This window comes from Mycobacterium sp. NGS69, assembly GCF_059812165.1.
Window position 1 is genome coordinate 139,715 of sequence record NZ_JCALCD010000009.1, and the last position, 23,203, is coordinate 162,917.

At 70.8% G+C, this 23,203-nt stretch carries 20 protein-coding genes and 2 pseudogenes; 13 read left to right on the forward strand and 9 right to left on the reverse strand.

Going from position 1 to position 23,203, the window contains the following annotated elements; all coding sequences use genetic code 11:
* Window positions 1-60 precede the first annotated feature (60 nt).
* From AC5Y2S_RS24455 to AC5Y2S_RS24485, 7 genes are all read left to right on the forward strand, one after another.
* Window positions 61-801, forward strand: coding sequence for an alpha/beta fold hydrolase (locus AC5Y2S_RS24455; protein WP_499959002.1), 741 nt, complete (start codon window positions 61-63; stop codon window positions 799-801).
* Window positions 802-1,013: 212 nt separating this feature from the next.
* The gene (locus AC5Y2S_RS24460) at window positions 1,014-1,667 is read left to right on the forward strand and encodes a methyltransferase domain-containing protein (protein WP_499958899.1); all 654 of its coding nucleotides are present in this window, start codon (window positions 1,014-1,016) and stop codon (window positions 1,665-1,667) included.
* Window positions 1,664-2,953 (forward strand): molybdopterin-dependent oxidoreductase, encoded by a 1,290-nt coding sequence (locus tag AC5Y2S_RS24465; RefSeq protein WP_499958900.1) that lies wholly within the window; start codon window positions 1,664-1,666, stop codon window positions 2,951-2,953. The genes AC5Y2S_RS24460 and AC5Y2S_RS24465 overlap by 4 nt, the downstream gene beginning before the upstream one ends.
* Before the next feature lies 1 nt (window position 2,954).
* Complete coding sequence (locus AC5Y2S_RS24470) at window positions 2,955-3,461, forward strand: hypothetical protein (RefSeq protein WP_499958902.1); 507 nt, start codon at window positions 2,955-2,957, stop codon at window positions 3,459-3,461.
* 45 nt (window positions 3,462-3,506) lie between these two features.
* Window positions 3,507-4,709: an alpha/beta hydrolase fold domain-containing protein gene (locus tag AC5Y2S_RS24475; RefSeq protein WP_499958903.1), complete on the forward strand. Its 1,203-nt coding sequence runs from the start codon at window positions 3,507-3,509 to the stop codon at window positions 4,707-4,709.
* A gap of 44 nt (window positions 4,710-4,753) precedes the next feature.
* The gene (locus AC5Y2S_RS24480; protein WP_499958904.1) at window positions 4,754-6,163 is read left to right on the forward strand and encodes a WS/DGAT/MGAT family O-acyltransferase; all 1,410 of its coding nucleotides are present in this window, start codon (window positions 4,754-4,756) and stop codon (window positions 6,161-6,163) included.
* A 36-nt stretch (window positions 6,164-6,199) separates the two neighbouring features.
* Complete coding sequence (locus tag AC5Y2S_RS24485) at window positions 6,200-7,021, forward strand: crotonase/enoyl-CoA hydratase family protein (protein ID WP_499958905.1); 822 nt, start codon at window positions 6,200-6,202, stop codon at window positions 7,019-7,021.
* Between the two features lie 17 nt (window positions 7,022-7,038).
* On the opposite strand, the gene AC5Y2S_RS24490 is transcribed toward AC5Y2S_RS24485, so the two are convergent.
* The gene (locus tag AC5Y2S_RS24490; RefSeq protein ID WP_499958906.1) at window positions 7,039-7,632 is read right to left on the reverse strand and encodes a TetR/AcrR family transcriptional regulator; all 594 of its coding nucleotides are present in this window, start codon (window positions 7,630-7,632) and stop codon (window positions 7,039-7,041) included.
* Between the two features lie 102 nt (window positions 7,633-7,734).
* On the opposite strand from AC5Y2S_RS24490, the gene AC5Y2S_RS24495 reads away from it, so the two are divergent.
* The 3 genes from AC5Y2S_RS24495 to AC5Y2S_RS24505 all read left to right on the forward strand — a co-directional run bounded on the left by AC5Y2S_RS24495 (window position 7,735) and on the right by AC5Y2S_RS24505 (window position 10,133).
* A complete protein-coding gene (locus tag AC5Y2S_RS24495) occupies window positions 7,735-8,274 on the forward strand; it encodes a methyltransferase family protein (protein ID WP_499958907.1) in 540 nt (179 codons plus the stop codon).
* Between the two features lie 66 nt (window positions 8,275-8,340).
* The gene (locus AC5Y2S_RS24500; RefSeq protein WP_499958908.1) at window positions 8,341-9,840 is read left to right on the forward strand and encodes a class I adenylate-forming enzyme family protein; all 1,500 of its coding nucleotides are present in this window, start codon (window positions 8,341-8,343) and stop codon (window positions 9,838-9,840) included.
* A complete protein-coding gene (locus tag AC5Y2S_RS24505) occupies window positions 9,837-10,133 on the forward strand; it encodes a hypothetical protein (RefSeq protein WP_068106239.1) in 297 nt (98 codons plus the stop codon). Before AC5Y2S_RS24500 ends, AC5Y2S_RS24505 begins: the two co-directional genes overlap by 4 nt.
* Before the next feature lie 4 nt (window positions 10,134-10,137).
* Here the strand turns inward: AC5Y2S_RS24505 and AC5Y2S_RS24510 are convergent, their stop codons facing one another.
* The 3 genes and pseudogenes from AC5Y2S_RS24510 to AC5Y2S_RS24520 form a co-directional block, all read right to left on the reverse strand.
* A complete protein-coding gene (locus tag AC5Y2S_RS24510; RefSeq protein WP_499958909.1) occupies window positions 10,138-11,562 on the reverse strand; it encodes a PE family protein in 1,425 nt (474 codons plus the stop codon).
* 93 nt (window positions 11,563-11,655) lie between these two features.
* A pseudogene (locus AC5Y2S_RS24515) lies at window positions 11,656-13,098 on the reverse strand (PE family protein); the annotation flags it as partial.
* A 129-nt stretch (window positions 13,099-13,227) separates the two neighbouring features.
* The gene (locus AC5Y2S_RS24520; protein ID WP_499958911.1) at window positions 13,228-13,872 is read right to left on the reverse strand and encodes a TetR/AcrR family transcriptional regulator; all 645 of its coding nucleotides are present in this window, start codon (window positions 13,870-13,872) and stop codon (window positions 13,228-13,230) included.
* Between the two features lie 394 nt (window positions 13,873-14,266).
* Here AC5Y2S_RS24520 and AC5Y2S_RS24525 point away from each other — a divergent pair.
* Window positions 14,267-14,601: pseudogene (locus AC5Y2S_RS24525) on the forward strand (enoyl-CoA hydratase-related protein); the annotation flags it as partial.
* A gap of 166 nt (window positions 14,602-14,767) precedes the next feature.
* On the opposite strand, the gene AC5Y2S_RS24530 reads toward AC5Y2S_RS24525, so the two are convergent.
* On the reverse strand, window positions 14,768-16,240 hold the full coding sequence (locus tag AC5Y2S_RS24530; RefSeq protein WP_499958913.1) for an aldehyde dehydrogenase: 1,473 nt from the start codon (window positions 16,238-16,240) through the stop codon (window positions 14,768-14,770).
* 45 nt (window positions 16,241-16,285) lie between these two features.
* Window positions 16,286-17,053, reverse strand: coding sequence for a class I SAM-dependent methyltransferase (locus AC5Y2S_RS24535; protein ID WP_499958914.1), 768 nt, complete (start codon window positions 17,051-17,053; stop codon window positions 16,286-16,288).
* Between the two features lie 187 nt (window positions 17,054-17,240).
* On the opposite strand from AC5Y2S_RS24535, the gene AC5Y2S_RS24540 reads away from it, so the two are divergent.
* On the forward strand, window positions 17,241-18,395 hold the full coding sequence (locus AC5Y2S_RS24540; RefSeq protein ID WP_499958915.1) for a glycosyltransferase family 4 protein: 1,155 nt from the start codon (window positions 17,241-17,243) through the stop codon (window positions 18,393-18,395).
* On the opposite strand, the gene AC5Y2S_RS24545 is transcribed toward AC5Y2S_RS24540, so the two are convergent.
* Together AC5Y2S_RS24545 and pgfA are read right to left on the reverse strand one after the other, a co-directional pair.
* Window positions 18,379-20,067 carry an MmpA family trehalose lipid delivery protein gene (locus tag AC5Y2S_RS24545; protein ID WP_499958916.1) on the reverse strand — a complete coding sequence of 563 codons (1,689 nt, stop codon included), beginning with the start codon at window positions 20,065-20,067 and terminating at the stop codon, window positions 18,379-18,381. The genes AC5Y2S_RS24540 and AC5Y2S_RS24545 overlap by 17 nt on opposite strands.
* A 20-nt stretch (window positions 20,068-20,087) precedes the next feature.
* A complete protein-coding gene (gene pgfA, locus AC5Y2S_RS24550; protein WP_499958918.1) occupies window positions 20,088-21,374 on the reverse strand; it encodes a cell envelope lipid trafficking protein PgfA in 1,287 nt (428 codons plus the stop codon).
* Window positions 21,375-21,611: 237 nt separating this feature from the next.
* On the opposite strand from pgfA, the gene AC5Y2S_RS24555 reads away from it, so the two are divergent.
* Complete coding sequence (locus AC5Y2S_RS24555; protein ID WP_499959004.1) at window positions 21,612-22,724, forward strand: acyltransferase family protein; 1,113 nt, start codon at window positions 21,612-21,614, stop codon at window positions 22,722-22,724.
* A gap of 1 nt (window position 22,725) precedes the next feature.
* On the opposite strand, the gene AC5Y2S_RS24560 is transcribed toward AC5Y2S_RS24555, so the two are convergent.
* Window positions 22,726-23,199 (reverse strand): type III secretion system chaperone family protein, encoded by a 474-nt coding sequence (locus tag AC5Y2S_RS24560; protein WP_499958919.1) that lies wholly within the window; start codon window positions 23,197-23,199, stop codon window positions 22,726-22,728.
* Between the last annotated feature and the right edge of the window lie 4 nt (window positions 23,200-23,203).

A 23,203-nucleotide genomic window follows, 5' to 3' on the forward strand; every position in this document is an offset into this window, starting at 1 on the left:
GATACCGCGCTGGGAAGCATCCGCGTCCAGGTCAGCCCCGGCACCGGGCCCGCCGTGCTGATGTGGCCCAGCCTGCTGATGACGGGAGACCTCTGGGCCGGCCAGGCCGCCCAATTCGGCGAGACCAACCGGCTGGTGCTCATCGACCCGCCCGGCCACGGCGGCAGCGCGCCCCTGCGCGCGGCGTTCAGCTTCGCCGACTGCGCGCGCTGCGTCGTCGACCTGCTGGACGGGCTCGGCATCGACAAGGCTCACTTCGTCGGCAATTCCTGGGGCGGAATGATCGGCGCCACGTTCGCGGCCCGCCATCCCGACCGCCTCGACCGCGGCGTCTTGATGAACTGCACGGCGTCGAAAGCCGGTGTCGTCCAACGGATTCGGTATGCGGCCATGTTGCGGATGGCGGCCGCGCTGGGCGGCATCCGGCCACCGCTGACGCGGGCGGCGGTGCGCAGCTTCCTCGGTCCGACGACCCTACGCGACCGCCCGGAGGTGGTCCAGACCGTCCTCGCGAACTTGCGCGCCGTCGACATCGATTCGGCGCGCTGGGCGGTCCGCAGCGTGGTCCCCGACCGGCCGGACCAGCACGCCCTGCTGGCCGGCGTGACGGCTCCGGTGCTCGTCGTGGCCGGCGCCGAGGACGCCACCTTCCCGGTGGCCGAAACCCGGGCCATGGCGGACTCGATCCCCGACGCGTCGTTCACCGTGCTGGACGGAGTCGCGCACCTGGCCGCGCTGGAGGACCCGGCCCGGGTGAACCGGCTGCTGGACGAGTTCCTGTTCGACGCCGGTTCGTCTTAGCCCAAACCCATCCGGGCCGGTTCCGGCGCCGAATAACCCGCGTGAACCGCGCGGTTAGCCGATCGCGGATCGGGGTACCGATCCGGTTGATCCAAACGCTGGCATTTCCCGTGGCTATCGGCGTGCCCGCGATGCGGGTTCATGAGCACATCCCCCACCGGGGCAGAGGCGCGTCCGGGCCGCCCGGTCGCGCACGATGCGAGAGGCGTGGCATGCTGGGGCATCTCTACGATCGGGCGCTCGGTGGCGAGAGATGTTGGGTCCGGCACGAGGACGGCGAGGTTCGGCCGCTGCCGGCGCACCGGTGGCTGGGCGAGCGATGTCCCGACAGCGCGTCGCGCGACGCCTTCGACGACGTCTTCGACGAGGCGGTGACGCAGATGTGCACCGGGCCGACGATCGAGTTGGGGTGCGGGCCGGGGCGCTTGGTCGCCAAGCTCATCCGGCGGGGGATCCCCGCGCTCGGCATCGATCGGTCGGCGACGGCGATCCGCCTGGCGGGACGCGTCGGCGCGCCCGCGCTGCTGGGCGACGTGTTCGAACCGCTGCCCGGAACGGGGTCTTGGCAGACGGTATTGCTCGTCGACGGCAACGTCGGCCTCGGCGGCGACCCGCGGCGGATCCTGGCACGTGCCGCCGAGCTGCTCGGTCGCGGCGGGCGCTGCGTCGCGGAGTTCGAGACCGACGCCGTCGGCGTCCGCCCGCGCTGGGTGCGCCTGGAGACCGACCGCGACGTGGGGCCCTGGTTTCGCTGGGCGACGGTCGGTGTCGACAGCGCCGCCACGCTGGCCGCGCAGGTCGGCCTGACTCTGACCGGCCTCCGGCTGATCGGCGGCCGGGTCATCGCGAACCTGGCCGCCCTGTGAACGACTACGGGTTTCCCACCCGGCTCTGGCGCGCGCTCGACCAGCACCCGCCGCCGGGCGCGCGGCGGCTGGGAGCATTCCGGAGCCCGCTGCGCGGCCCGTGGCTGACGTCGGTGTTCGGGCTGGTGCTGCTGATCGTCCTGCCGATCGTCATCCTCACCGGGCTGCTGTCCTACATCGCCTACGGGCCGCGGCTCGGCCAGGCGATCCCGGCCGACGTCGGCTGGCTGCGCCTGCCCACCTTCGACTGGCCGACGCGCCCGTCGTGGTTGTACCGGCTGACCCAGGGCCTGCACGTGGGGCTGGGCCTGGTGATCATCCCGGTGGTGCTGGCCAAGCTGTGGTCGGTGATCCCGCGGCTGTTCGCGTGGCCCCCGGCCCGCTCGATCGCCCAAGCGCTGGAACGGTTGTCGCTGCTGATGCTGGTCGGCGGCGTGTTGTTCGAGATCGTCACCGGGGTGCTCAACATCCAGTACGACTACATCTTCGGCTTCAGCTTCTACGACGCCCACTATTTCGGGGCGTGGGTTTTCATCGCCGGTTTTCTGATGCACATCACGCTGAAGATCCCGCGCATGATCACCGGGCTGCGGTCGCTGTCGCTGCGAGAAGTGTTGCGCACCAACCGAAGCGACACCCGCCCGGAAGCGCCCGATCCCGACGGCCTGGTGGCGGCCGACCCGGCCGAGCCGACGATGAGCCGCCGCGGCGCCCTGGCGCTGGTCGGCTCCGGCGTGGCGCTGGTCGGCGTGCTGACGGCCGGCCAGACCCTCGGCGGGGCCTCCCGCGGCGCCGCCCTGCTGCTGCCGCGCGGCCGGGGCCACGACTTCCCGGTCAACAAGACCGCCGTCGCCGCGGGCATCGCGCCGGAACTCGTCGGCGCGAGTTGGCGGTTGGTCCTGCGCAGCGGGGCGACGGTGGTGGTGCTGGACCGCAGCGCGCTGGCCGGGCTGGCGCAGCACACCGCGCGGCTGCCGATCGCGTGCGTCGAGGGATGGTCGACCGTGCAGACCTGGAGCGGGGTCCGGCTGGCCGACCTGGCCCGAATCGCCGGCGTGCCCGTCCCACGCACGGCTCGGGTGACATCGCTGCAGCGGGGCGGCGCGTTCGGCGAGGCGACGTTGCAGCCCAACCAGGTTCGTGACCCCGACGCCCTGCTGGCGCTACGGGTCAACGGCGCCGACCTGTCGCTGGATCACGGCTACCCGGCCCGGATCATCGTGCCGGCGCTACCGGGAGTGCACAACACCAAATGGGTGGCGGCCATCGAGTTCGAGCCGATCTGAGATGGTGTCATTCGCACGGCGTTTCGCGGCGGTCTACAGGTCCGGCCCGCTGCACCTGCTGACGATGGTGTCCGGGTTCGCCCTGCTGGGCTACGTCCTGGCCACCTTCAAGCCGGCGACCCTGTGGAATTCCGGCACCTGGTGGCAGTCGATCGCCGTCTGGCTGGCCGCCGCGGTGATCGCCCACGACCTGTTGCTCTTCCCGCTCTACGCGCTGGCCGACCGGGTGCTGTTCGCGCGGGCACGCCGTCGTCCAAACATCAGCGCCCGCAACCACATTCGGGTGCCCGCCCTGGGCGCCGGGCTGACGCTGCTGATCTTCCTGCCGGGCATCATCGAGCAGGGCGCCCCGACCTATCTGGCGGCCACCGGGCAAACCCAGCAGCCGTTCCTGGGCAGGTGGCTGCTGCTCACCGCTGCGATGTTCGCCGTGAGCGCCATCTGGTACGCCGCCCGCCTCGCCGTGACACGCCGGCGTGCCACCGGCAAACCGGCGCCCGTTCTCTAACGCAAACGTCAGTTTCAGGCGCCCGCCCGGGGGTACAGTCCGTACATGACTGCGAGGGCACCCCGCATGACACCCTGCGTGAAGTGGTTGCTGCGGGCCGGCCCCGCCGACTACATGCTGGCCCTGAGCGTGGCCAGCGCTTCGCTGCCGGTCGTCGGAAAGCGCCTGGAACCGCTGGGCGCGCTGACCGCGATGAGCGTCTGGGGCGCCCGCCACGCACCCCAAGCGCTGTCCGCGCTGACCAAGGACTTGCTGACGCCCCACGCCGACGAGGTGCCGGTCGCGGACCCGCAGAGCGTCCGGGAGGTCTCCATCGCCGCGCTACGGGGCGTCGTGTCGGCCGCGGACCTCGACGTCGAGTGGCCCACCGCGGAGCGGACCCCGCCGATCTGGGACGCGATGCGCCGGCGCCGCTACCTCTACCGCCGCGGCGTCCACTACGGCGACCACCCGGCGCAGGTGCTCGAGGTCTGGCGGCGTAAGGACCTGCCCGCGCAACCCGCGCCGGTCCTGATCTTCGTGCCCGGCGGCGCCTGGGTGCACGGCCGGTCCATGGGCCAGGGCTCCGCGTTGATGTCCCGGCTGGCCGAGCAGGGCTGGGTGTGCCTGGCGATCGACTACCGCGTCGCGCCGCACCACCGCTGGCCGCGCCACATCACCGACGTCAAGACGGCCATCGCGTGGGCGCGCGCCAACGTCGACAAGTTCGGCGGCGACCGCAATTTCGTTGCGGTGGCAGGCTGTTCGGCCGGCGGGCACCTGTCCGCGCTGGCCGGACTGACCCACGACGACCCGGCGCATCGGACCGAACTGCCCGAGGGCGCCGACAGTTCGGTGGACGCGGTGGTCGGCATCTACGGCCGCTATGACTGGGAGGACCGTTCCACCCCCGAGCGGGTGCGGTTCGTCGACTTCCTGGAGCGGGTGGTCGTCAAGAAGTCGATCGCGCGGCACCCCGAGGTGTTCCGCGACGCGTCGCCGATGGCGCGGGTGCATCGAAATGCCCCGCCGTTCCTCGTGATTCACGGCAGCAAGGACAACGTCATCCCGGTCGAGCAGGCGCGCAGCTTCGTCGAACGGCTGCGCGCCGTCTCGCATTCGATGGTCGGCTACCTGGAACTGCCCGGCGCGGGCCACGGATACGACCTCATCGACGGGGAGCGGGCCGGCGCGGCCGCGCACGCCGCGTCGCTGTTCCTCAACCAGATCTACCGCACCAAAAAGATCGGCGCGAAAGAGGTTATCTGAGCTCGCGCCGCTGGGTAATGTCCCCCTATGGGTAAGGGGTGGCGGTGAAAAGGCTCAGCGGCTGGGACGCGGTACTGCTGTACAGCGAGACGCCGAACGTGCACATGCATACCATCAAAGCCGCGGTGATCGAGCTGGCTCCCGATCGGCGTGAGTTCGACATCGAGGCTTTCCGCCAAGTGATCGCCGGCCGGCTGAACAAACTCGAGCCGTTCTGTTACCAGCTCGTCGAAATCCCGTTCAAGTTCCACCATCCGATGTGGCGGGAGAACTGCGAGGTCGACCTCGAGTACCACATCCGGCCGTGGCGGCTGCCCGCCCCCGGCGGCCGCCGCGAATTGGACGAGGCGATCGGGCGGATCGCCAGCACCCCGCTGGACCGAACCCGTCCTCTGTGGGAGATGTACTTCGTCGAGGGCCTGGCCAACAACCGGATCGCGGTGGTCGGCAAGATCCACCACGCGCTCGCCGACGGCGTCGCTTCGGCGAACCTGCTGGCGCGCGGCATGGACATCCAGCCGACGCCCGAGGGTCGTCCCTACACGTCCGACCCCGCCCCCACCCCGCGGCAGCTGATGAGTTCGGCGTTCGCCGATCACCTGCGCCACCTCGGGCGAATCCCCGCGACCGTCCGCTACACCGCGGAGGGCCTGGGCCGGGTCCGGCGCAGCTCCCGCAAGCTGTCCCCGGAACTGACCCGGCCGTTCGAGCCGCCGCCAACCTTCATCAACCACAAGATCACCGCCGAGCGCAGGTTCGCCACCGCCACGCTGGCGCTGGCCGACGTCAAGGAGACCGGCAAGCGGCTCGGGGCGACCATCAACGACATGGTGCTCGCCATGGCGACCGGCGCGCTGCGCACCCTGCAACTGCGCTACGACGGCCAGGCCGAGCCGCTGCTGGCCTCGGTGCCGATGAGTTTCGACTTCTCGCCGGAGCGCATCTCCGGCAACCGGTTCACCGGCGTGCTGGTCGGCCTGCCGACCGACTCCGACGACCCGCTGGAGCGGGTGGCTTGCAGCCACGAGAACGCCATCGCGGCCAAGGAAAGCAACCAGCTGATGGGGCCCGAGCTGGTCAGCCGCTGGGCGGCCTACATGCCGCCCGCGCCCACCCAGGCCTTCTTCCGGTGGGCCTCCAGCCGCGACGGGCACAACAAGATCCTCAACCTGAACATCTCCAACGTGCCCGGTCCGCGCCAGCGCGGCCGGGTGGGCGGCGCGCTGGTCACCGAGATCTATTCGGTAGGGCCCTTGACCGCCGGCAGCGGCCTCAACATCACCGTGTGGAGCTACGTCGATCAGCTCAACATCTCGGTGCTCTCCGACGGCGCCACCCTCAAGGACCCGCACGAGGTGACCGAGGCAATGGTCGCCGACTTCATCGAAATACGCAGGGCTGCAGGGATTCCCGAGGAGTTGACGGTCATCGAGGCGGCGATGGCGCCGGCCTGAGGCCGGTCTCGGTAACCGGACTCTCGACTGCCGCTAATGACGCTCCGGTCGGCCGCTACCATCAGCACCGTGACTGTGAGCGAAGAGGCCGCCAACCCCGAACCCGAAGTCCTGGTCGAACAACGGGACCGGATCCTGATCATCACCATCAACCGGCCCAAGGCCAAGAACGCGGTCAACGCCGCGGTCGCCCGGGGCCTGGCCGACGCCGTGGACCGGCTCGACGGCGACACCGGTCTGTCGGTGGGAATCGTGACCGGCGCCGGCGGCTCGTTCTGCGCGGGCATGGACCTCAAGGCCTTCGCGCGCGGCGAAGTGCCCATCGTCGAGGGCCGCGGCATGGGCTTCACCGAGCGGCCGCCGGTCAAGCCGCTCATCGCCGCGGTGGAGGGCTACGCGCTGGCCGGCGGCACCGAGCTGGCCCTGGCCACCGACCTGATCGTGGCCTCGCGCGACGCGGCGTTCGGCATCCCGGAGGTCAAGCGAGGGTTGGTCGCCGGCGGCGGTGGGCTGCTGCGGCTGCCCGAACGCATCCCGCCGGCCATCGCGATGGAGCTGGCGCTGACCGGCGACAACCTGTCCGCCGAGCGCGCCCACGCGCTGGGCATGGTCAACGTGCTGGCCGAACCGGGCAAGGCGCTGGACGCCGCCATCGAGCTGGCCGAGAAGATCGCCGCCAACGGCCCGCTCGCGGTGGCCGCCACCAAGCGCATCATCGTCGAGTCCCGCGGCTGGACCCCGGAGTCCCGGTGGGAGGAGCAGAGCAAGATCCTGGGCCCGGTGTTCGTGTCCAACGACGCCAAGGAGGGCGCGATCGCGTTCGCGGAGAAGCGCCCGGCGCGCTGGACCGGCACCTGACCCGTCCGCTCGCGGTATTAGCGATCGGTCAGGTAACGCTGCACCGTCGGCCCCAGCCAGGAGACCAGGTCGTCGACGGTCGTCGACGCCAGCGGCTCGATCTTGAGCTGGTAGCGCGCGAACGCGAGCCCGGCCAGGTGACTGGCCACCAGCTCGACCCGTAGCTCGGCGTCGGCCACCCCGAATTCCGTCGCGACCCGCTTGGCGATGGGTCCGGCGAGGCTGTCGTGCAACACCTTTCGAGCCTGCGGGTGGATGGCCGCCGAGCGCCACAGCGTCATGAAGGGCTCGAAGACGGCGCCTTCCTCCCAGTGTTCGAGGAAGCGGCGCACCAGCCGCGGACCGATCTGCTCGGCGCCCTCGTCGAGGAGCGCGGCCAGCTGGTGCAGCGGGTGCTCGGGACCGGTCAGCGCCGACGCGGTGAACAGGCCCTCCTTGCTGTCGAAAAAGTAGTAGACCATCGCGACGTCGACGCCGGCGTCGGCGGCGATCGCGCGGACCGTCGCCTTGTCGTACCCGTCGCGCATGAAACGCTCGCGCGCCGCGTCGATGATGCGCTGCCGGCTCTGCTGACCGGTGCGCCACCGGCCCGCCCGCCGCGCCTCCGCCATGCCCGTCAGGATACTTCAACAGACGTTGACCTATCTGCGGCAGCGCGCGTAGGCTGGATTTGTTCAACGATAGTTGAAGTAATAGCGGGAGAGGAGAAAGCGATGGTGACCAACGCGCGCGAACGACGGCTCTGGTGGCGGCACCTGCTGTCGGTCCTGCTTTTCCCGATGACGGTGACGCTGGTGATCCCGGCCCTGATCTTGCTGCCGGGCGGCGTGCGCGGGCCGCAGTTCGGAGCGGCCGCGACGGCCGCACTGGTGGCGGTGGGCTGCGTGCTGATCGCCGAGGGGCTGGGCCTGATGGTCTGGACCAACGTGCTGTTCGACCGGGTGGGCGAGGGGACGCTCGGGCTGGGTCCCGTCATGGGCGAGCCGGTCCACCTGGTGGTGCGCGGGCCCTACCGGCACGTGCGCAATCCGATGATCACCGGTGTGCTCTGCATCTTGCTCGGCGAAGCGGCCATCACCGGGTCCGGCGCGCTGCTGGCCTGGTTCGCCACCTTTTTCGTGTTCCAGGCGACGGCCATCCGGTTCTGGGAGGAACCGCACCTCGCCGGGCGCTACGGCGACGAGTACGTCGCCTACCGCCGTAACGTCCCCCGCTGGATCCCGCGCGTCACGGCTTGGCACCCCGACCGATAGCACTAGTTAGATGGCTTACACTGTGCGCTAGATCTGTAAAGGGCGGGGATCCACGAAGGATCGAGGATGAGCATTTCGTTGCTGCTGGAGATGGCCGCGTCGAGCAACCCCGAGCGCACTGCCGTCGTCTCCGGGGAGCTGCGGCTGACGACGCAGCAGCTGAGCGATCTCGCCGACGGCGGCGCCGGTGTCGTCGCGGGATCGGGCGCCAGGCATGTGGCCTATGTGGGCACCGGCGGCGCGATGCTGCCGGTGCTGATCTTCGCGACCGCGCGCGCCGGGCTGGCCTTCACGCCGCTGAACTACCGGCTCTCCGCGGAGGGGATCCAGGCGCTGATCGAGCGGCTGCCCGAACCGCTGGTGATCGTCGACGACCGCTACCGCGACATGATCGGGGAGTCGTCGCAGCGGGTGATGTCGTCCGACGAATTCCTGGCCGCGGCCCGCGAGGCCGAGCCCGCGGCCGAGTTCGCTGACCCGGAATCCGTCGCGATCGTGCTGTTCACGTCGGGCACCACATCGGCGCCCAAGGCCGTCGAGCTCTCGCACAACAACCTGACCAGTTACGTCACCGGGACCGTCGAATTCGAATCGGCCGAACCCGCCGACGCGGCGCTGATCTGTGTGCCGCCCTATCACATCGCCGGGGTCAGCGCGGCGCTGTCGAACCTCTACGCCGGCCGAAAGATGGTGTACCTGCCCAACTTTGACGCCGACGAATGGGTGCGGCTGATCGACGCCGAAAAGGTGACCACGGCCACGGTGGTGCCCACCATGCTGGACCGCATCGTCACCGTCCTCGAACGCGGCGGCCATGAGCTGGCGTCGCTGCGCAGCCTGGCCTACGGCGGATCCAAGGTGGGCCTGCCACTGGTCCGCCGGGCGCTGGAGCTGTTGCCACACGTGGGCTTCGTGAACGCCTACGGGCTGACCGAGACGAGCTCGACGATCGCGGTGCTGGGCCCCGACGACCATCGCGAGGCGCACGCGGCGCCCGCACCGCACGTGGCCAAGCGGCTCGGATCGGTCGGGCGGCCGGTGCCCGGCATCGAGCTGCAGATCCGCGGCGAGGACGGCGCGGTGTTGCCGCCCGGCGAAAGCGGCGAGCTGTTCGTGCGCGGCGAGCAGGTGTCGGGGCGCTACACCGGGATCGGCTCGGTGCTCGACGACGAGGGCTGGTTCCCGACCCGCGACGTGGCCCTGCTCGACGAGGACGGCTACCTCTATATCAGTGGGCGCAGCGACGACACCATCATCCGCGGGGGTGAGAACATCGCGCCCGCCGAGCTGGAGGAGGTGCTCATCGAGCACGCCCACGTGCGCGACGTCGCCGTGGTCGGCGTCGAGGACCCGCAGTGGGGCCAGGCGATCGTCGCCGTGGTGGTGCCGGTGGCAGGCATCGATCCCGATCCCGAGGAATTGCGCGAGCACGTGCGCAAGAGTTTGCGCGGGTCGCGCACCCCCGACCGGGTAGTCTTTCGCGACGAGTTGCCGACCACACCCACGGGCAAGGTTTTGCGCCGCGAGATCGTCGAAAATCTCCGAACATTAGGAACGCCAAAATGATCAAGAACGGAACCCGTCTCGCCAGCCAGGTGTGCGACACCCAGGTCATCGTGGTCCGCAGCGCCGACAGCCTCGACGACCTGCGCTGCGGTGGCGCGCCGATGGTGCCGATCGGCGGCGAACGCTCCGGCGAGCTGGACCCGGCGTTCTCCGACGGCACCGTGATGGGCAAGCGCTACGTCGACGAGACGGGAGCCGAGGTGCTGGTGACCAAGCCCGGCGCCGGCAGCCTGAGCATCGGCGCGACCGCCCTGCAGCTCAAAGAGGTCAAGCCGCTGCCCGCCAGCGACTGACGGTCTACGGGCCCGCGTGCCCGTTGGGGCCGGGGATCCCTAGCAGAAGTCCGCCGCCACCGCCCACTCCCGGGGTGGCGCCGACGCCGGTGCTGTTGCCGCCCGTGCCACCGTTGCCGACGAGCTGGGCGTTGCCGCCGTCGCCGCCGTTGGCCTTGTTGGTGACGGAACTGCCGGCGCCGCCGTTGCCGCCGTCGCCGCCGCTGCCGAAGAGGGCGCCGTTGCCGCCGTGCCCACCGGCGCCCCCGTTGAACGCGACGGTCAGGCTCTGGCCCCCGTTGCCGCCGTTGCCGCCGTGGCCGAACAGCCCGACGGCGTTGCCGCCGGCACCGCCCGCGCCGCCGAAGGCCAAGAGGCTTTGCCCGCCGTCGCCGCCGCGGCCGCCGTTGCCCAGCAACGTGCCGCCGTTCCCGCCGGTGCCGCCCACGCCACCGGCGTCGTTGCCCCCGCCGGCGCCGCCGTTGCCGATCAGGCCGGCATTCCCGCCGTGGCCGGCCTTTCCGGCGTAACCGGCACCGCCGGCACCGCCATTGCCGCTGAGCATCCCGCCGGCGCCGCCGTCCCCGCCGGAACCGGTGAAGGAGCCTTGCGTGCCCGCGGCGCCGCCGGCGCCGCCGTTGCCGTTCAACAGTCCGCCGTGACCGCCGTGGCCGCCGGAACCGGCGCCGCCTACCAAGCCGCCGGGCGCCAGGCCGCCGGCGCCACCGGCGCCGCCGTTGCCGAACAGCCCGATCGCGTCGCCGCCCGCGCCACCTGAGCCGGCCCCGCCGACGGTAAGGCCGTTGTAGGCGCCACCGACGCCGCCCGGGCCGCCGTTCCCCGACAACAGCCCGCCGGTGCCACCGGCGCCGCCCTTGCCGCCCGGTACCGAGTTCGTGACGCTCAGGCCGCCGGCGCCGCCTGCGCCGCCGTTGCCCAGCAACCCGGCGGGCCCGCCGTTGCCGCCCGGTGAGTTGGCCGCGCCCGATCCGCCGTTGCCGCCGTTGCCCCACAGCAGTCCGCCGGCGCCGCCGTTCTGGCCGGTCCCCGGCAGGCCGTTGGTGCCGTTGCCGATCAGCGGGCGCTGTAGCAGCAGTTCGGTGGGCGTGTTGATCGCGTTGAGGATGTCCTGCTGCAGGACCTGCCATGGGTTGGCCGTGGCCGCGGCGTTGGCCGCCTCGGCGCCGGCATAGGCCGCCGCGCCGGCGTTCAGGGACTGGACGAATTGCCGATGGAAGGTTGCCGCCTGGGCGCTGACGGCCTGGTAGTCCTGGGCGTGGGCGCCGAAGAAGGCGGCCACCGCCGCCGACACCTCGTCGCCTCCGGCCGCCAGGACCTCGGTCGTCTGGGCCGCGGCGGCGGAGTTGGCCTGGCTAAGCGTGGATCCGAGGCCCGCCAAGTCCGTGGCGGCGGTTGAAACCATGTCGGGAACCGCGAACAGGAAAGACATTCCGCACCTCCGGCAATGCCCCCCGTCGTGGGAAAAATCGTAGCGCGATTGGCGAACGCAGACCGTGATTTCGCCGGGCTACGGCGCCTGTCATCCGTCGGCTCCGGGCACGCCCAGCAGCAGGCCCCCGGCACCGCCGATCCCGCCGTTGATGGCAAGCTGCCCAGTCCCGCCGGCGCCGCCGTTGCCGATCAGCTGGGCGTTGCCGCCGTCGCCGCCCAGGGCTCCGGTGAAGGTGAAGCCGAAGCCGGCGTTGCCGCCCCCACCGCCATTGCCGAGGACCCCGCCGTTACCGCCGCGCCCGCCGAAACCGCCTTTGCCGAACGCCTGACCGCCGTCTCCGCCGTGGCCGCCGCTGCCGTAGAGCCCGACGGCATTGCCGCCCGCACCGCCTTGGCCGCCATTGCCGTAGGAGGATTGTCCGCCTGCGCCACCGTGACCGCCGTTGCCCCACAGGGCGCCGCCGGCGCCGCCGTAACCGCCGTCGCCACCATTTTCAAAGGCCAGCGTGTTATCGGCGGCGCCTCCGGTTCCGCCCGCGCCGCCCGTGCCGATGAAGCCGGCTGCCCCACCGTTACCGCCGACCTTGCCGCCCGAGCCGTTGCCGCCGTCGCCGCCATGGCCGCTGAACAATCCGCCGGCGCCACCATTGCCACCCGTATTGCCGCGCGTGGCGATTCCGGCGTTGCCGCCGTGGCCGCCGCTGCCGTGCAATAGGGCGCCATGGCCGCCTTGGCCGCCCGCACCGGCAACGCTGTTCTGCGGATCGCCGACTTGACCCGAACCGCCGACGCCGCCGGCGCCTCCGCTCCCGAACAAGCCGATGGCGTCCCCGCCCCTGCCGCCGGTGCCTCCCGTCGTGGGGGTCATCGCGATCCCGCCCGCGCCACCGGAACCCCCATTGCCGATCAGCAGCCCACCGGTGCCTCCCGCCCCACCGGGCCCCGCGGACTGGAAGCTAACGGCGTTGGCGGGGCCACCGGCGCCTCCGGCGCCGCCATTTCCGAACAGCCCGGCGGCCCCGCCCGTGCCACCCGGCCCCCCGGGACCGAAGCTCGTTGCGGGCGTGCCGGAGCCGCCGTTGCCGCCGTTGCCGATCAGCAGCCCGCCGGCCCCGCCGTTCTGGCCGGTCCCCGGAGCACCGTTGGTGCCGTCGCCGATCAGCGGGCGCCCCAGCAGCAGTTCGGTGGGGGCGTTGATCGCGCCCAGGATGTCCTGCTGCAGGGCCTGCCAGGGGTTCGCCGCGGCCGCGGCGTTGGCCGCCTCCGTGCTGGCATAGGCGCCCGCGCCCGCGTTCAGAGCCTGGACGAATTGGTCGTGAAATGCCGCCACCTGGGCGCTGAGCGCCTGATAGCCCTGGCCGTGAGCAGCAAAGAACTCGGCGACCGCGGCCGACACCTCGTCGGCACCCGCCGCGAGGACCTGGGTGGTCTGGGCCGCCGCGGCCGAGTTGGCCTGGCTGAGCGTCGAGCCGATGCTCGCCAAATCCGTTGCGGCCGCTGATACTACATCCGGCGTGGCGAACACGAACGACATCGAATACCTCCCGGCGAGCGCTATGTCAGGGCGTCTTCCGACCAGCCGACATGCCGAGCCGAGTCGTCAGGAGTCAGATGGTACTTAATGCCGACAGCAAATGCCGGATTATCGCCGGTTGAGCCGAAGCTACTCCGCGATGTTGTTGCGGACCACGAATTCCTTTGCCTTGATGAGAAATTCGATCTGTTCGCCGACCCGGCGCAGCGGGTCGACGCTGCGGGTCGAGCGGGACAGCACAATCGCGCCCTCGAAGGCGGCGATCGACGTCACCGCCAGCGAGGCGGCTTCGTCGTCATCAAAGCCGTCGTTGACGAACGCCCGCGTCAGCGCGGTACACCAGTGCCCCAGGATCGTGGCCGCCTCCCCGGACAGTTTGGGGTCGTCGTCGGAGCCGATCGCGGCGGCCACCACAGGGCAGCCAGCGGTGAAGTCGCCCTCGGCGAGCAGCCGCTCCCAGAACTCGGCGAACTCGCGCAACAGCGCCTTGGCGCCCCACCCGGCCGCGTCGTCGATCATCGCGGTGATGGACTCGCCCGAGTACCGCAGCGCCTCGGTCAGGATCTGATTGCGCCCGTCGGGAAAGTGGTAATACACCGAGCCGCGCGGCGCGCCGCTGCGGGCCAGCACCTCATCGATGGTCACCCCGGCGGCGCCCCGCTCGCGCATCACCTCGGCGGCGCTGAGCAGCATCTTCTTGCGGGTGTCGCAGCGTTTGGTCGGCGCGGATTCCGCCTTGGCGTCGGTGGTAGTCGGCACTGTCGTACCTCCCATGGCGAGCGTCATGCAGCGTGCGAGTGCCGCGGTACCGGCCAGTGCATATTACGCGGGCTGAACCGGAACGGCCGCCGCTTGAGGTCAGGCATCTCGCGCGTGTACTGGTAGCCGGCGACGTTGAGTTCGATGATCCACATTGTTTTCTCCCGGCCTGAGTGCGGCCATAGATTATGCTTTGAAGCATATAAGACATCGGTCAAGTAAGCAACTTTTATTCCCTAAGTAAACCGGGCAACTGGATAAATGGTGTTCAGGAATTGTTTGGCGCCGTGGCCGGCGGGGACGTGACCCTGGCCTCATTATGCTTTATTGCATAATACCTACGGCTGCGTTTCACTGAGACGATGGCTCTTCCGAAGAGCGACACCGTGTTCCTCGCGACGGACACGTCCTGCTGATCGGGCTGAACCGGCCCGGCAAGCGCAGCGCGTTCGACCGGGCGATGCTGGCCGACCTGTCGCGCGCCTACGGGCTGCTGGAATCCGATGACTCGTTGCGCGCCGGCTGTTGGTCGCCCACGGCGACCACTTCACCGCTGGCCTGGACCTGGTCGACGTCGGGCCGGGCATCGCGGCGGACGGGACGCGCTTCACCCAGCTCGAGGTGCAGCGCGGCATCTACCCCTTCGCCGGTGCGACGATCCGGCTTCCCCGCGACGCCGGGTGGGGCAACGCCATGCGTTGGCTGCTGACCGGCGACGAGTTCGACGCCGCCGAGGGCGTGCGATCGTTCATCGAGCGACGGCAGGCCCAATTCCAGGGCCGCTAGCCGCGGGCTGCGAGCGCATCGCGATCCGTCGCGCGGATGCTAGAAGCGAAACGCCGAACGTGAAGCCACGGCGAAAGATCGGCTGCTGAATTCTCGCCGTGAGTTCACGCTCGGCGCAACGGGTTTAGCCGTCGACCGTGTAGCCCATCGGCATCAGCACGCTCTTCTGCTGGGTGAAGTGCTCGACGCCCTCCGGTCCGTTCTCGCGGCCGATGCCGGAGTTCTTGTAGCCACCGAACGGGCAGCACGGATCGAAGGCATACCAGTTGATCGCGTAGGTGCCGGTGCGGATCTTCTCCGAGATCTCGATGCCCCGCGGCACGTTGGTGGTCCACACGCTGCCGGCCAGGCCGTACTCTGAGTCGTTGGCGATCTTGATCGCATCTTCCTCGGTGTCGTAGGGGATGATGGAGAGCACCGGCCCGAAGATCTCCTCCTGGGCGATCGTCATCTTGTTGTCGACATCCGCGAAAACTGTTGGCTGCACGAAGAATCCGTTGTCCAGGCCCTCGGGGCGGCCGCCGCCGCACACCAGCCGAGCACCCTCCTCGATGCCCTTGGCGATGTAGCCCTCGACCCGCGCGCGCTGCTTCTCCGAGATCAGCGACCCGATCTGGGCGCCCGCATCCGACGGCGGGCCCACCGGCAACGACTGCACGAAAGTGCTTACCGCGTCCACGATTTCGTCGTAACGCGAGCGCGGGGCCAGGATGCGGGTCTGGCCCACGCAGGCCTGCCCGGTGTTCATGATCCCGGAGAACACCATCATCGGGACGGCGGACGCCAGGTCGACGTCCTCGAGGACGATGGCCGCCGACTTTCCGCCGAGCTCCAGCGTGCACGGCTTGAGCAACTCCGCGGCGCGCCGGCCGATCTCCTTGCCGACGCCCGAGCTGCCGGTGAAGGTGAACAGGTCGACGTCCCGGTTGGAGGTCAGCGCCTGCCCGGTCTCGATCCCGCCGGGCACCACCGACAGCACGCCCTCGGGCAGACCGGCGTCGGCGAACACCTCCGCCAAAGCGTTTGCGGTCAAAGGCGTTTCGGCGGCCGGCTTGAGCACCACCGTGCAGCCGGCCAGCAGCGCCGGGCCAAGCTTGTTGACCGCCAGGAACAGCGGCACGTTCCACGCCACGATCGCGCCCACCACGCCGATCGGCTCGCGGTGCACGATCGTCTGCCCGTAGGAGCCGTTGCGGATCTCCCGCCACTTGACCTGGTCGACGGCGGGGCCGGCGAAGAATTGCATCGCCCCCATCGAGCCCATCCAGTGCATCGTCTCGATGGTCATCGGCGGCTGGCCCGTCTCGTCGGCCAGCAGTTTGGCGAACTGGTCCTTGCGCTCCTCGAGCAGTTGCAGCGCCTTGGCGATGACGGCCGCGCGCTCCTTCGGGGGCGTCGTCGGCCAGGGGCCGCTGTCGAAGGCGGCGCGCGCCGCGGCGACCGCCGCGTCGACGTCGGCCGCCGCCGCGAGCGGCACCTTCCCGACGTACTCACCGGTGGCCGGACAGTGCACCTCGATTACTTCGGAGGTCGACGGCTCCGTCCACTTGCCGCCGATGAAAAGTTTGTCGTATTCGGTCTTAGCGTCGTCGCTCATGGCCGCCACCCTACCCAAGCCGACGCAAAACGAGAACATGTTTCATTAGTGGGGTCTCAGCACTAGCACGAGATTGCTGACGAGGAACTCGCGCAGCAGCGGGACCGACGTCAGCCGCCACGCCCATCGGGGGTGGTAGCGCGGAAATGCGGCCACCGCGGCGCCGGTGCTGGCGGCCCAGTTCAGGCCGTCGGCGGCGGACACCGCGAACAACGACGACCCGTAGTTGTTTTTGGCCGGATGGCCGTGTTTGCGGGCGTACCGTTCGGCGGCCCGGGCGCCGCCCAGGTAGTGCCACAGGCCCGTCTCGTGGCCACCGAACGGGCCCAGCCACACCGTGTAGGAGAGCACGGCCAGCCCGCCCGGCCGGGTCACCCGCAGCATCTCGGCGCCCAGCTGCCAGGGCCGCGGCACGTGCTCGGCGACGTTGGAGGAAAGACAGATGTCGACGGAGTCGTCGGCGAAGGGCAGCGCCATTCCCGACGCCCGGACGAACGAGCCGCCCGCAGCGGCCAAAGTCGGCCCGGCCGCGTGCATCTCGCCCGGGTCGGGTTCCACGCCGATGTAACGGAGACCGGCGTCGGCGAACGCCGCCGCGAAGTATCCCGGGCCGCCGCCGACGTCGAGCAGCGTGCGGCCGACCGGATCCTCGCCATGGGCCCCGCGCCAGAGGTCGGCGACCATCGCCGCGGTGTCGGCCGCCAGCGCGCGATAGAAGCGGGCCGGGTCGGACCGCTCGTGGCGGAACTCCGACAGCAGGCGCAGCGACCGGCGCAGGTTCGCCCGCCGCGCGAAAAGGTCGGTGACGGCCACCGGCCAACCCTACGGCCGGGGTCGGCTAGGCCCGTTGGTCGTGCCGTTGCAGATACGGTGTCAGGCCGAATTTCTCGACGAGCAGTAGAAAATCCCCGCCCGACACCGATTCATTGCCGATGCTCATCTGGGAAGGATCCCACCGGCGGACCCGCCGGCAAAGCGTGGACGGCTACGCTGACCAGTAATGTCCGCTCTCCGTTCCGTCCTGCTGCTGTGCTGGCGCGACACCGGGCACCCGCAGGGCGGCGGCAGCGAAGCCTACTTGCAGCGCGTCGGCGCGCAGCTGGCCGCGTCCGGGGTCGCCGTCACGCTGCGCACCGCCCGCTACCCGGGCGCGCCGCGCCGCGAAGTGGTCGACGGGGTGCGCATCGACCGCGCCGGCGGCCGGTACTCGGTGTATGTGTGGGCGCTGCTGTCGATGGCCGCGGCGCGCATCGGTCTCGGGCCGCTGCGGCGCGTGCGGCCGGACGCGGTCGTCGACACCCAGAACGGCCTGCCGTTCCTCGCCCGCCTGGTGTACGGCCGGCGGGTGGTGGTGCTGGTGCACCACTGCCACCGCGAGCAGTGGCCGGTGGCCGGGCGGGTGCTCGGCCGGATCGGCTGGTTCGTCGAATCGAGGTTGTCGCCCCGGGTGAACCGGCGCAATCAGTACGTGACGGTGTCGCTGCCGTCGGCCCGTGACCTGGTCGCGCTCGGGGTGCGCAACGAGCAGATCGCGGTAGTGCGCAACGGCCTTGACGAGGCGCCGGCGCAATCGTTGACCGGCCCGCGCTCGGCGGCGCCGAGGGTGGTCGTGCTGTCGCGGCTGGTGCCGCACAAGCGGATCGAGGACGCCCTCGAAGCGGTCGCGACGCTGCGGCCCCGAATACCGGGACTGCACCTCGACATCGTCGGCGACGGGTGGTGGCGCCAGCGGCTCGTCGACCACGTCCGGCGCCTGGGCATGGCCGACGCGGTGACCTTCCACGGCCACGTCGACGACGTGACCAAACACCATGTCCTGCAGAGCTCTTGGGTGCACGTGCTGCCGTCCCGCAAGGAGGGCTGGGGCCTGGCCGTCGTCGAGGCGGCGCAGCACGCGGTGCCCACCGTCGGCTACCGCTCCTCGGGCGGGCTGTCCGACTCTATCGTCGACGGGGTGACCGGGCTCCTGGTGGACGGCCGCGACGAGCTGGTGGACCGCCTCGAACGGCTGCTTTGCGACCCCGTGCTGCGCGACCAACTCGGCGCCAAGGCGCAGGCGCGCAGCGGAGAGTTCTCCTGGGCGCAAAGCGCCGACGCGATGGCCGGCGTCCTTCAAGCCGTCCAGATGGGCGAGTTCGTCAGCGGTGTCGTCTGAGGCTGAACGCGGCGCCGGCGGCGCCCGCGATGAGCATCGCCAGCCACGCCACGTGTGCGACCAGCGTCGCGGTGCGCCGCGCGGCGGGAATGCCGGCGCCCTCGCCGCCGACCCGGTAGAGGGCGAACTCGTCGTCGCGGTAGACCGGCGTCAGCGCGTCGAGGGTGTGCGACGCGGCGCCCATGTCGCCGGCGCTGTCCGATTCGACGACGAGCCACCCGACGCCGGCCGGCGCCAACGCGCCCGGGTCGGGCCCCGAAAGCAGCAGGTCCTGCACGGCCCGGGCGCGATCGCCCTCCCCGTGAATGACGACGCCCGAGATGGCGAGGTCGCCGGTGGACAGCACGTCGGCGCGCAGCCAGCGGGGCAGCGGATCCAGCACCGGCGCCGGCCCGGACCACGAGAAGCGCCGCATGGTCCCGGCGGGCAACACCGCCACGGTCCGGGGATCCCCATTGATCGCCGCCGCCACCGCGGCCCACCCCCGCGGGTAGCGCACCGGCGCGACCGCGCCCCACGCGCCCCACGCCAGGTCCGGCAGCGCCAAGGTCAGCGCGAGGCAGCAGGCCAGCGCCGCCACTGACGGCCGCAACCACCGCCGCAGCGTCACCACGGCGCCCGCGCCCGCCAGCGCGTAACCCGGCATCGCCAGGGCCACCCACTTCTGCCCGTCGCGCAGCACACCGAAGGCGGGCGCGGCGTCCACCAGCGCCCGTAAGGCGTGCAGACCGTGGCCCGTCGCCAATGCGGCCGGCACCACGACGGCCACCGCCGCCAGCGCCAGCAGCGGAATCACCGGGCGCCGGCGCGCCACGACCGGCAACCCGGCCGCCACCACCGCCAGCAGCACCGCGGCGGAGGACAGCGCGAAAAGCGTTGTGCGCGAAGCCGGTACGGCCTCGCCGTTCCAGATGCCGCCGAGGCTGGCCAGGCTGGCGAGCGTGCCCAGGCCGGGCTCGGCCCGCGGCGCGAACGCGTTCACCCCGAGCGCGTTCGCCGCGGTGTGCGCCTTCAGCGACGAGCCCAGCGCCGCCGCGGTCAGCCAGGGCGCCGCCGCCACCAGCGCGACCCCCGAGGCCGCCGCCGCGCACACCCAGCGCGGGCGACCCGTGCCGGGGCAGGCCACGCAGACCAGCGCCACCGCCGCGGCGAGCAGCAGGCCCGTCGGGGTCAGCCCGGCCAGCGCCACCCAGAACGCCAGGCCGAACCAGGCGGGCCACCCCGCGTCCGCCGCCGTCCGCAGCCGCAGCATCGCCGTCGCCACCCAGGGCAGGCAGCCGTACGCGACCAGCAGGCTCCAGTGGCCCTGCAAAAGGCGTTCGGCGACATAGGGATTCCAGATCGCCAGCGTGCCGGCGACGAACTCGCCCGGCGCCCCGGCATCGGGCAGGGCCGTCGCCACCAGCCGCGCCGCGCCCCACCCCGCCAGCCACAGGCCGGCCACCAGCAGCGCCTTCACCACGACGCCGCCGTCGATCAGATGCGACGCCAGCGCCACCGCGAAATCCTGGGGCGTCGCCCGCGGCGCCGCCGTCAACCCCAGGGCGGTGTCGGACACATACGACCGGGGCGTGGACACCGCGTCGCGCAACAGCAGGTACCCGGGCGCCAGGAGAGGTCCGGCCACCAGGAGCGCCAGCAGCAGCGCGTACCCCGGCCGGGTCCAGCGCACGGTGAGCGCCTCCAGGGAAGCTAGGCCCGTTCGGGGGGACCGGGTGACTCCGGCGGTCCCGCGTCGGGCGGCCCCGGCTCGGGTGGCTCGTCCGAACCGACGGGCGGTGCGTCGGGATCCGCGCCGCCGGCGGGGCGCTGGGTGGGCAGCTTCTCGGTCTCGGCTTCGGCGCCGGGCACCGGTTCCTCCGGGCCGCGGCCGAAGAGTTCCTGGTCGGTGCGGTCCAGGCCCGGGTCGGTCAGCGCGCTCTCGGTCCGCAGGCTGAAGGAGGCGAGCACCCCGCCGCCGATCAGCGCGATCAGGCCGACCGCGGTGAACGTGATGGGCAGCACGCGCGACCAAAGCGCCAGCCGGTCCCGCTCGTCGCGCGCCGTGTTGACCTGGGCTTCGATGGTGTCCTCGTTCGAGGTCACCGTGTAATCGGCCAGGGTCATCTCCGGCTTGAGGGGGTCACGGGCGAAGTAGTGGTTGGCGTGCTCCTTCTGCTTGACGATGGTCCCCGACACCGGGTCCACCCAGAAGGTCCGCTGCGCCGCGTAGAAGCGGGTCATGGTGATCTGTTCGTTGGGATCGCCGCCCTGGACGCCCCACATCGCCGCCGATGCGGTGAACTTGGAATCAGTCGTCTGGTCGGCGTACAGCGTCGGGTACGCCACCGGGGCCACCAGCTTGCCCTCGGCGTTGTAGCCGACGTTCTGCGTGAACTTGTAGGTCGTCAGGCCGTTGACGTCTTCCTGGCTGTCGTAGTTGACGTCGAACGGCTTCTGCGCGATCGGATCGAAATAGGGATACGTCTTCTTTTCGGTGTGGAACGGGAACCGGTAGGACAACCCCTCGTGGCGGAGCGGCATCGCGGTGGGCGGGCTCTCGTCGTTGACGGTGCGCGGCTTCTGCACCGAGCCGCCGGGGTGGGTGTCGTCGGAGACGGCCAGCGCGGTCTTGCGGTTGAGGGTGACGGTGTCGACGATCGCCAGCAGCAGGCCGCTGTCCTTTTGCTTGTCGGTGCGCCGGACCGAGGTGCCCACCTGCAGCGTGACGACGTCGGCGTTGGCCGGGGATTCGACGCTGACCTGTTGCTGGGACACCAGCGGCACGTTCTGGTTGACGACGAGGTGGTCACCGGACAGCGACGCGGAGTCGAGCGCGGTTCCGTTGCCGTCGCTGATCAACGTGGCGTCGATGTTCAGCGGGATCTTGGCGATCCTGCTGCTGGTGTACGTCGACAGCAACAGCGCAGCGATCAGCAGGGCAGCCCCGAGTCCGATGATCGCGCATGCGGCGTAACGCAACATGACTGCTCGGTTCACGTTGCCGTGCCCTCCTAGTCGATCCCTCGTGGTCCGTGATGGTCCCCGGTCTTGTCGGCCGCGACCCGATCCGACCCGACCAAGCAGCGTGGCAAACCCGTTCGACCCTAACAGCAGAATTTAAGGCCCCGGCTTACGTACCCCATTCGTCGGCGGACTACCGACGGGCACACTTGTGGCGTGACCGATGGCCAACGGGTGGGCGGAATCCGCAGCTTCCTGCCTGCCGTGGAGGGGATGCGGGCGTGCGCGGCCATGGGCGTGGTCGTCACGCACGTCGCCTTCCAGACGGGCCACTCCAGCGGCGCCGCCGGCCGGCTGTTCGGCCGCTTCGACCTCGCGGTGGCGGTGTTCTTCGCGCTGTCGGGATTCCTCCTGTGGCGCGGGCACGCGGCGGCGGCGCGAGTGTTGGGGCCGCGGCCGCGCACCGGCCACTACCTGCGCTCGCGGGTCGTGCGCATCATGCCGGCCTACCTGGTGGCGGTCGTGGTGATCCTGACCCTGCTGCCCGACGCGGACCACGCCAGCCCGACCGTGTGGCTGGCCAACCTGACGCTCACCCAGATCTATGTGCCGCTCACCCTGACCGGTGGCCTGACGCAGATGTGGAGCCTTTCGGTCGAGGTCAGCTTCTATCTCGCGCTGCCCCTGCTGGCGTTGCTGGCCCGCCGCCTGCCGGTCGGCGCGCGGGTGCCCGCGATCGCCGCGCTGGCGGCGCTCAGCTGGGCGTGGGGCTGGGTGCCCGTCTTTTCGGGGCACGGCCCTCCTGGGATCAACCCGCTGAACTGGCCGCCGGCCTTCTTCTCCTGGTTCGCCGCGGGCATGCTGCTGGCGGAGTGGGTGCACTGCGGAGTCGGGGTGCCGCACCGGTTCGCGCGGCGCCGGGTGCTGATGGCCGTCGTCGCGGTGCTGGCGTATCTGCTGGCCGCCTCGCCGCTGGCCGGCCCCGAGGGCCTGGTGCCCGGCACCGCCGCCCAGTTCGCGGTGAAGACGGCGGCGGGCTCGCTGGTGGCGTTCGCGTTGGTGGCCCCGTTGGTGCTGGACCGGGTCGACACGCCGCACCGGCTGCTGGGCAGCACGGCGATGGTGACGCTGGGTCGCTGGTCCTACGGCCTGTTCGTGTGGCACCTGGCCGCGCTGGCGATGGTGTTCCCGGTGCTCGGCACGTTCCCGTTCACCGGCCGGATGCCTTCGGTGCTGGCGTTGACGCTGATCTTCGGTTGGGCGATCGCCGCCGTCAGCTACGCGCTGGTCGAATCCCCGTGCCGCGAAGCGCTGCGCCGCTGGGAGAAACGCCACGAGCCGGCGCCCCAGGTCACGGACGCCGAGGCCGACGCGATCGCGCCGTGACTCAGCGATCCATCCACTGTTCCAACGCGTCCGCGGACGGCAGGGCGATGGCCCGCTCGATCTTCTCGAACAGGTCGGTGCCGTACTCGACGGTCGATCTGACGAAGTTGCCCAGCGCCTCCATGTGGATGCCGTCGGTCAGCAAGTAATCATTCTCGGCGACCACGCTCAGGCGGGTCGGCTGGGCGGTCTCGCGCACAAACGCCTTGGGCCAGTGGGTGTCCCGATTCCAGTCGTTCACCAGTTCCATCAGGCGCGGCCGTTCGGTCGCCAGGTAATACACGGCCGGGCTGATCGAGATCTCCAAAACATCGCGCCGCAAACCGTTGATCCGCACGTTCACGTGCAGCTTGCCGCGCTCATGGCTCGACAGCAGCATCATGAATTCCTCGCCGTCACTGCTGCGGAAAAACCGCAGCTGACGCGATCGCAGATAACGTTCGATCAGCTCCGTGCTCAACGGCTCGATCTGCATGGCC

Bases quoted from the DNA above. Each gene is read 5' to 3' on its own strand.
- AC5Y2S_RS24520 (WP_499958911.1), bottom strand. From the start codon at position 13,872: ATGGGAGGTACGACAGTGCCGACTACCACCGACGCCAAGGCGGAATCC.
- AC5Y2S_RS24540 (WP_499958915.1), top strand. From the start codon at position 17,241: ATGTCCGCTCTCCGTTCCGTCCTGCTGCTGTGCTGGCGCGACACCGGG.
- AC5Y2S_RS24555 (WP_499959004.1), top strand. From the start codon at position 21,612: ATGCGGGCGTGCGCGGCCATGGGCGTGGTCGTCACGCACGTCGCCTTC.
- AC5Y2S_RS24455 (WP_499959002.1), top strand. From the start codon at position 61: ATGTGGCCCAGCCTGCTGATGACGGGAGACCTCTGGGCCGGCCAGGCC.
- AC5Y2S_RS24530 (WP_499958913.1), bottom strand. From the start codon at position 16,240: ATGAGCGACGACGCTAAGACCGAATACGACAAACTTTTCATCGGCGGC.
- AC5Y2S_RS24500 (WP_499958908.1), top strand. From the start codon at position 8,341: ATGAGCATTTCGTTGCTGCTGGAGATGGCCGCGTCGAGCAACCCCGAG.
- AC5Y2S_RS24470 (WP_499958902.1), top strand. From the start codon at position 2,955: ATGGTGTCATTCGCACGGCGTTTCGCGGCGGTCTACAGGTCCGGCCCG.
- AC5Y2S_RS24490 (WP_499958906.1), bottom strand. From the start codon at position 7,632: ATGGCGGAGGCGCGGCGGGCGGGCCGGTGGCGCACCGGTCAGCAGAGC.
- AC5Y2S_RS24495 (WP_499958907.1), top strand. From the start codon at position 7,735: ATGGTGACCAACGCGCGCGAACGACGGCTCTGGTGGCGGCACCTGCTG.
- AC5Y2S_RS24505 (WP_068106239.1), top strand. From the start codon at position 9,837: ATGATCAAGAACGGAACCCGTCTCGCCAGCCAGGTGTGCGACACCCAG.
- AC5Y2S_RS24460 (WP_499958899.1), top strand. From the start codon at position 1,014: ATGCTGGGGCATCTCTACGATCGGGCGCTCGGTGGCGAGAGATGTTGG.
- AC5Y2S_RS24560 (WP_499958919.1), bottom strand. From the start codon at position 23,199: ATGCAGATCGAGCCGTTGAGCACGGAGCTGATCGAACGTTATCTGCGA.
- AC5Y2S_RS24510 (WP_499958909.1), bottom strand. From the start codon at position 11,562: ATGTCTTTCCTGTTCGCGGTTCCCGACATGGTTTCAACCGCCGCCACG.
- AC5Y2S_RS24475 (WP_499958903.1), top strand. From the start codon at position 3,507: ATGACTGCGAGGGCACCCCGCATGACACCCTGCGTGAAGTGGTTGCTG.
- AC5Y2S_RS24485 (WP_499958905.1), top strand. From the start codon at position 6,200: ATGACGCTCCGGTCGGCCGCTACCATCAGCACCGTGACTGTGAGCGAA.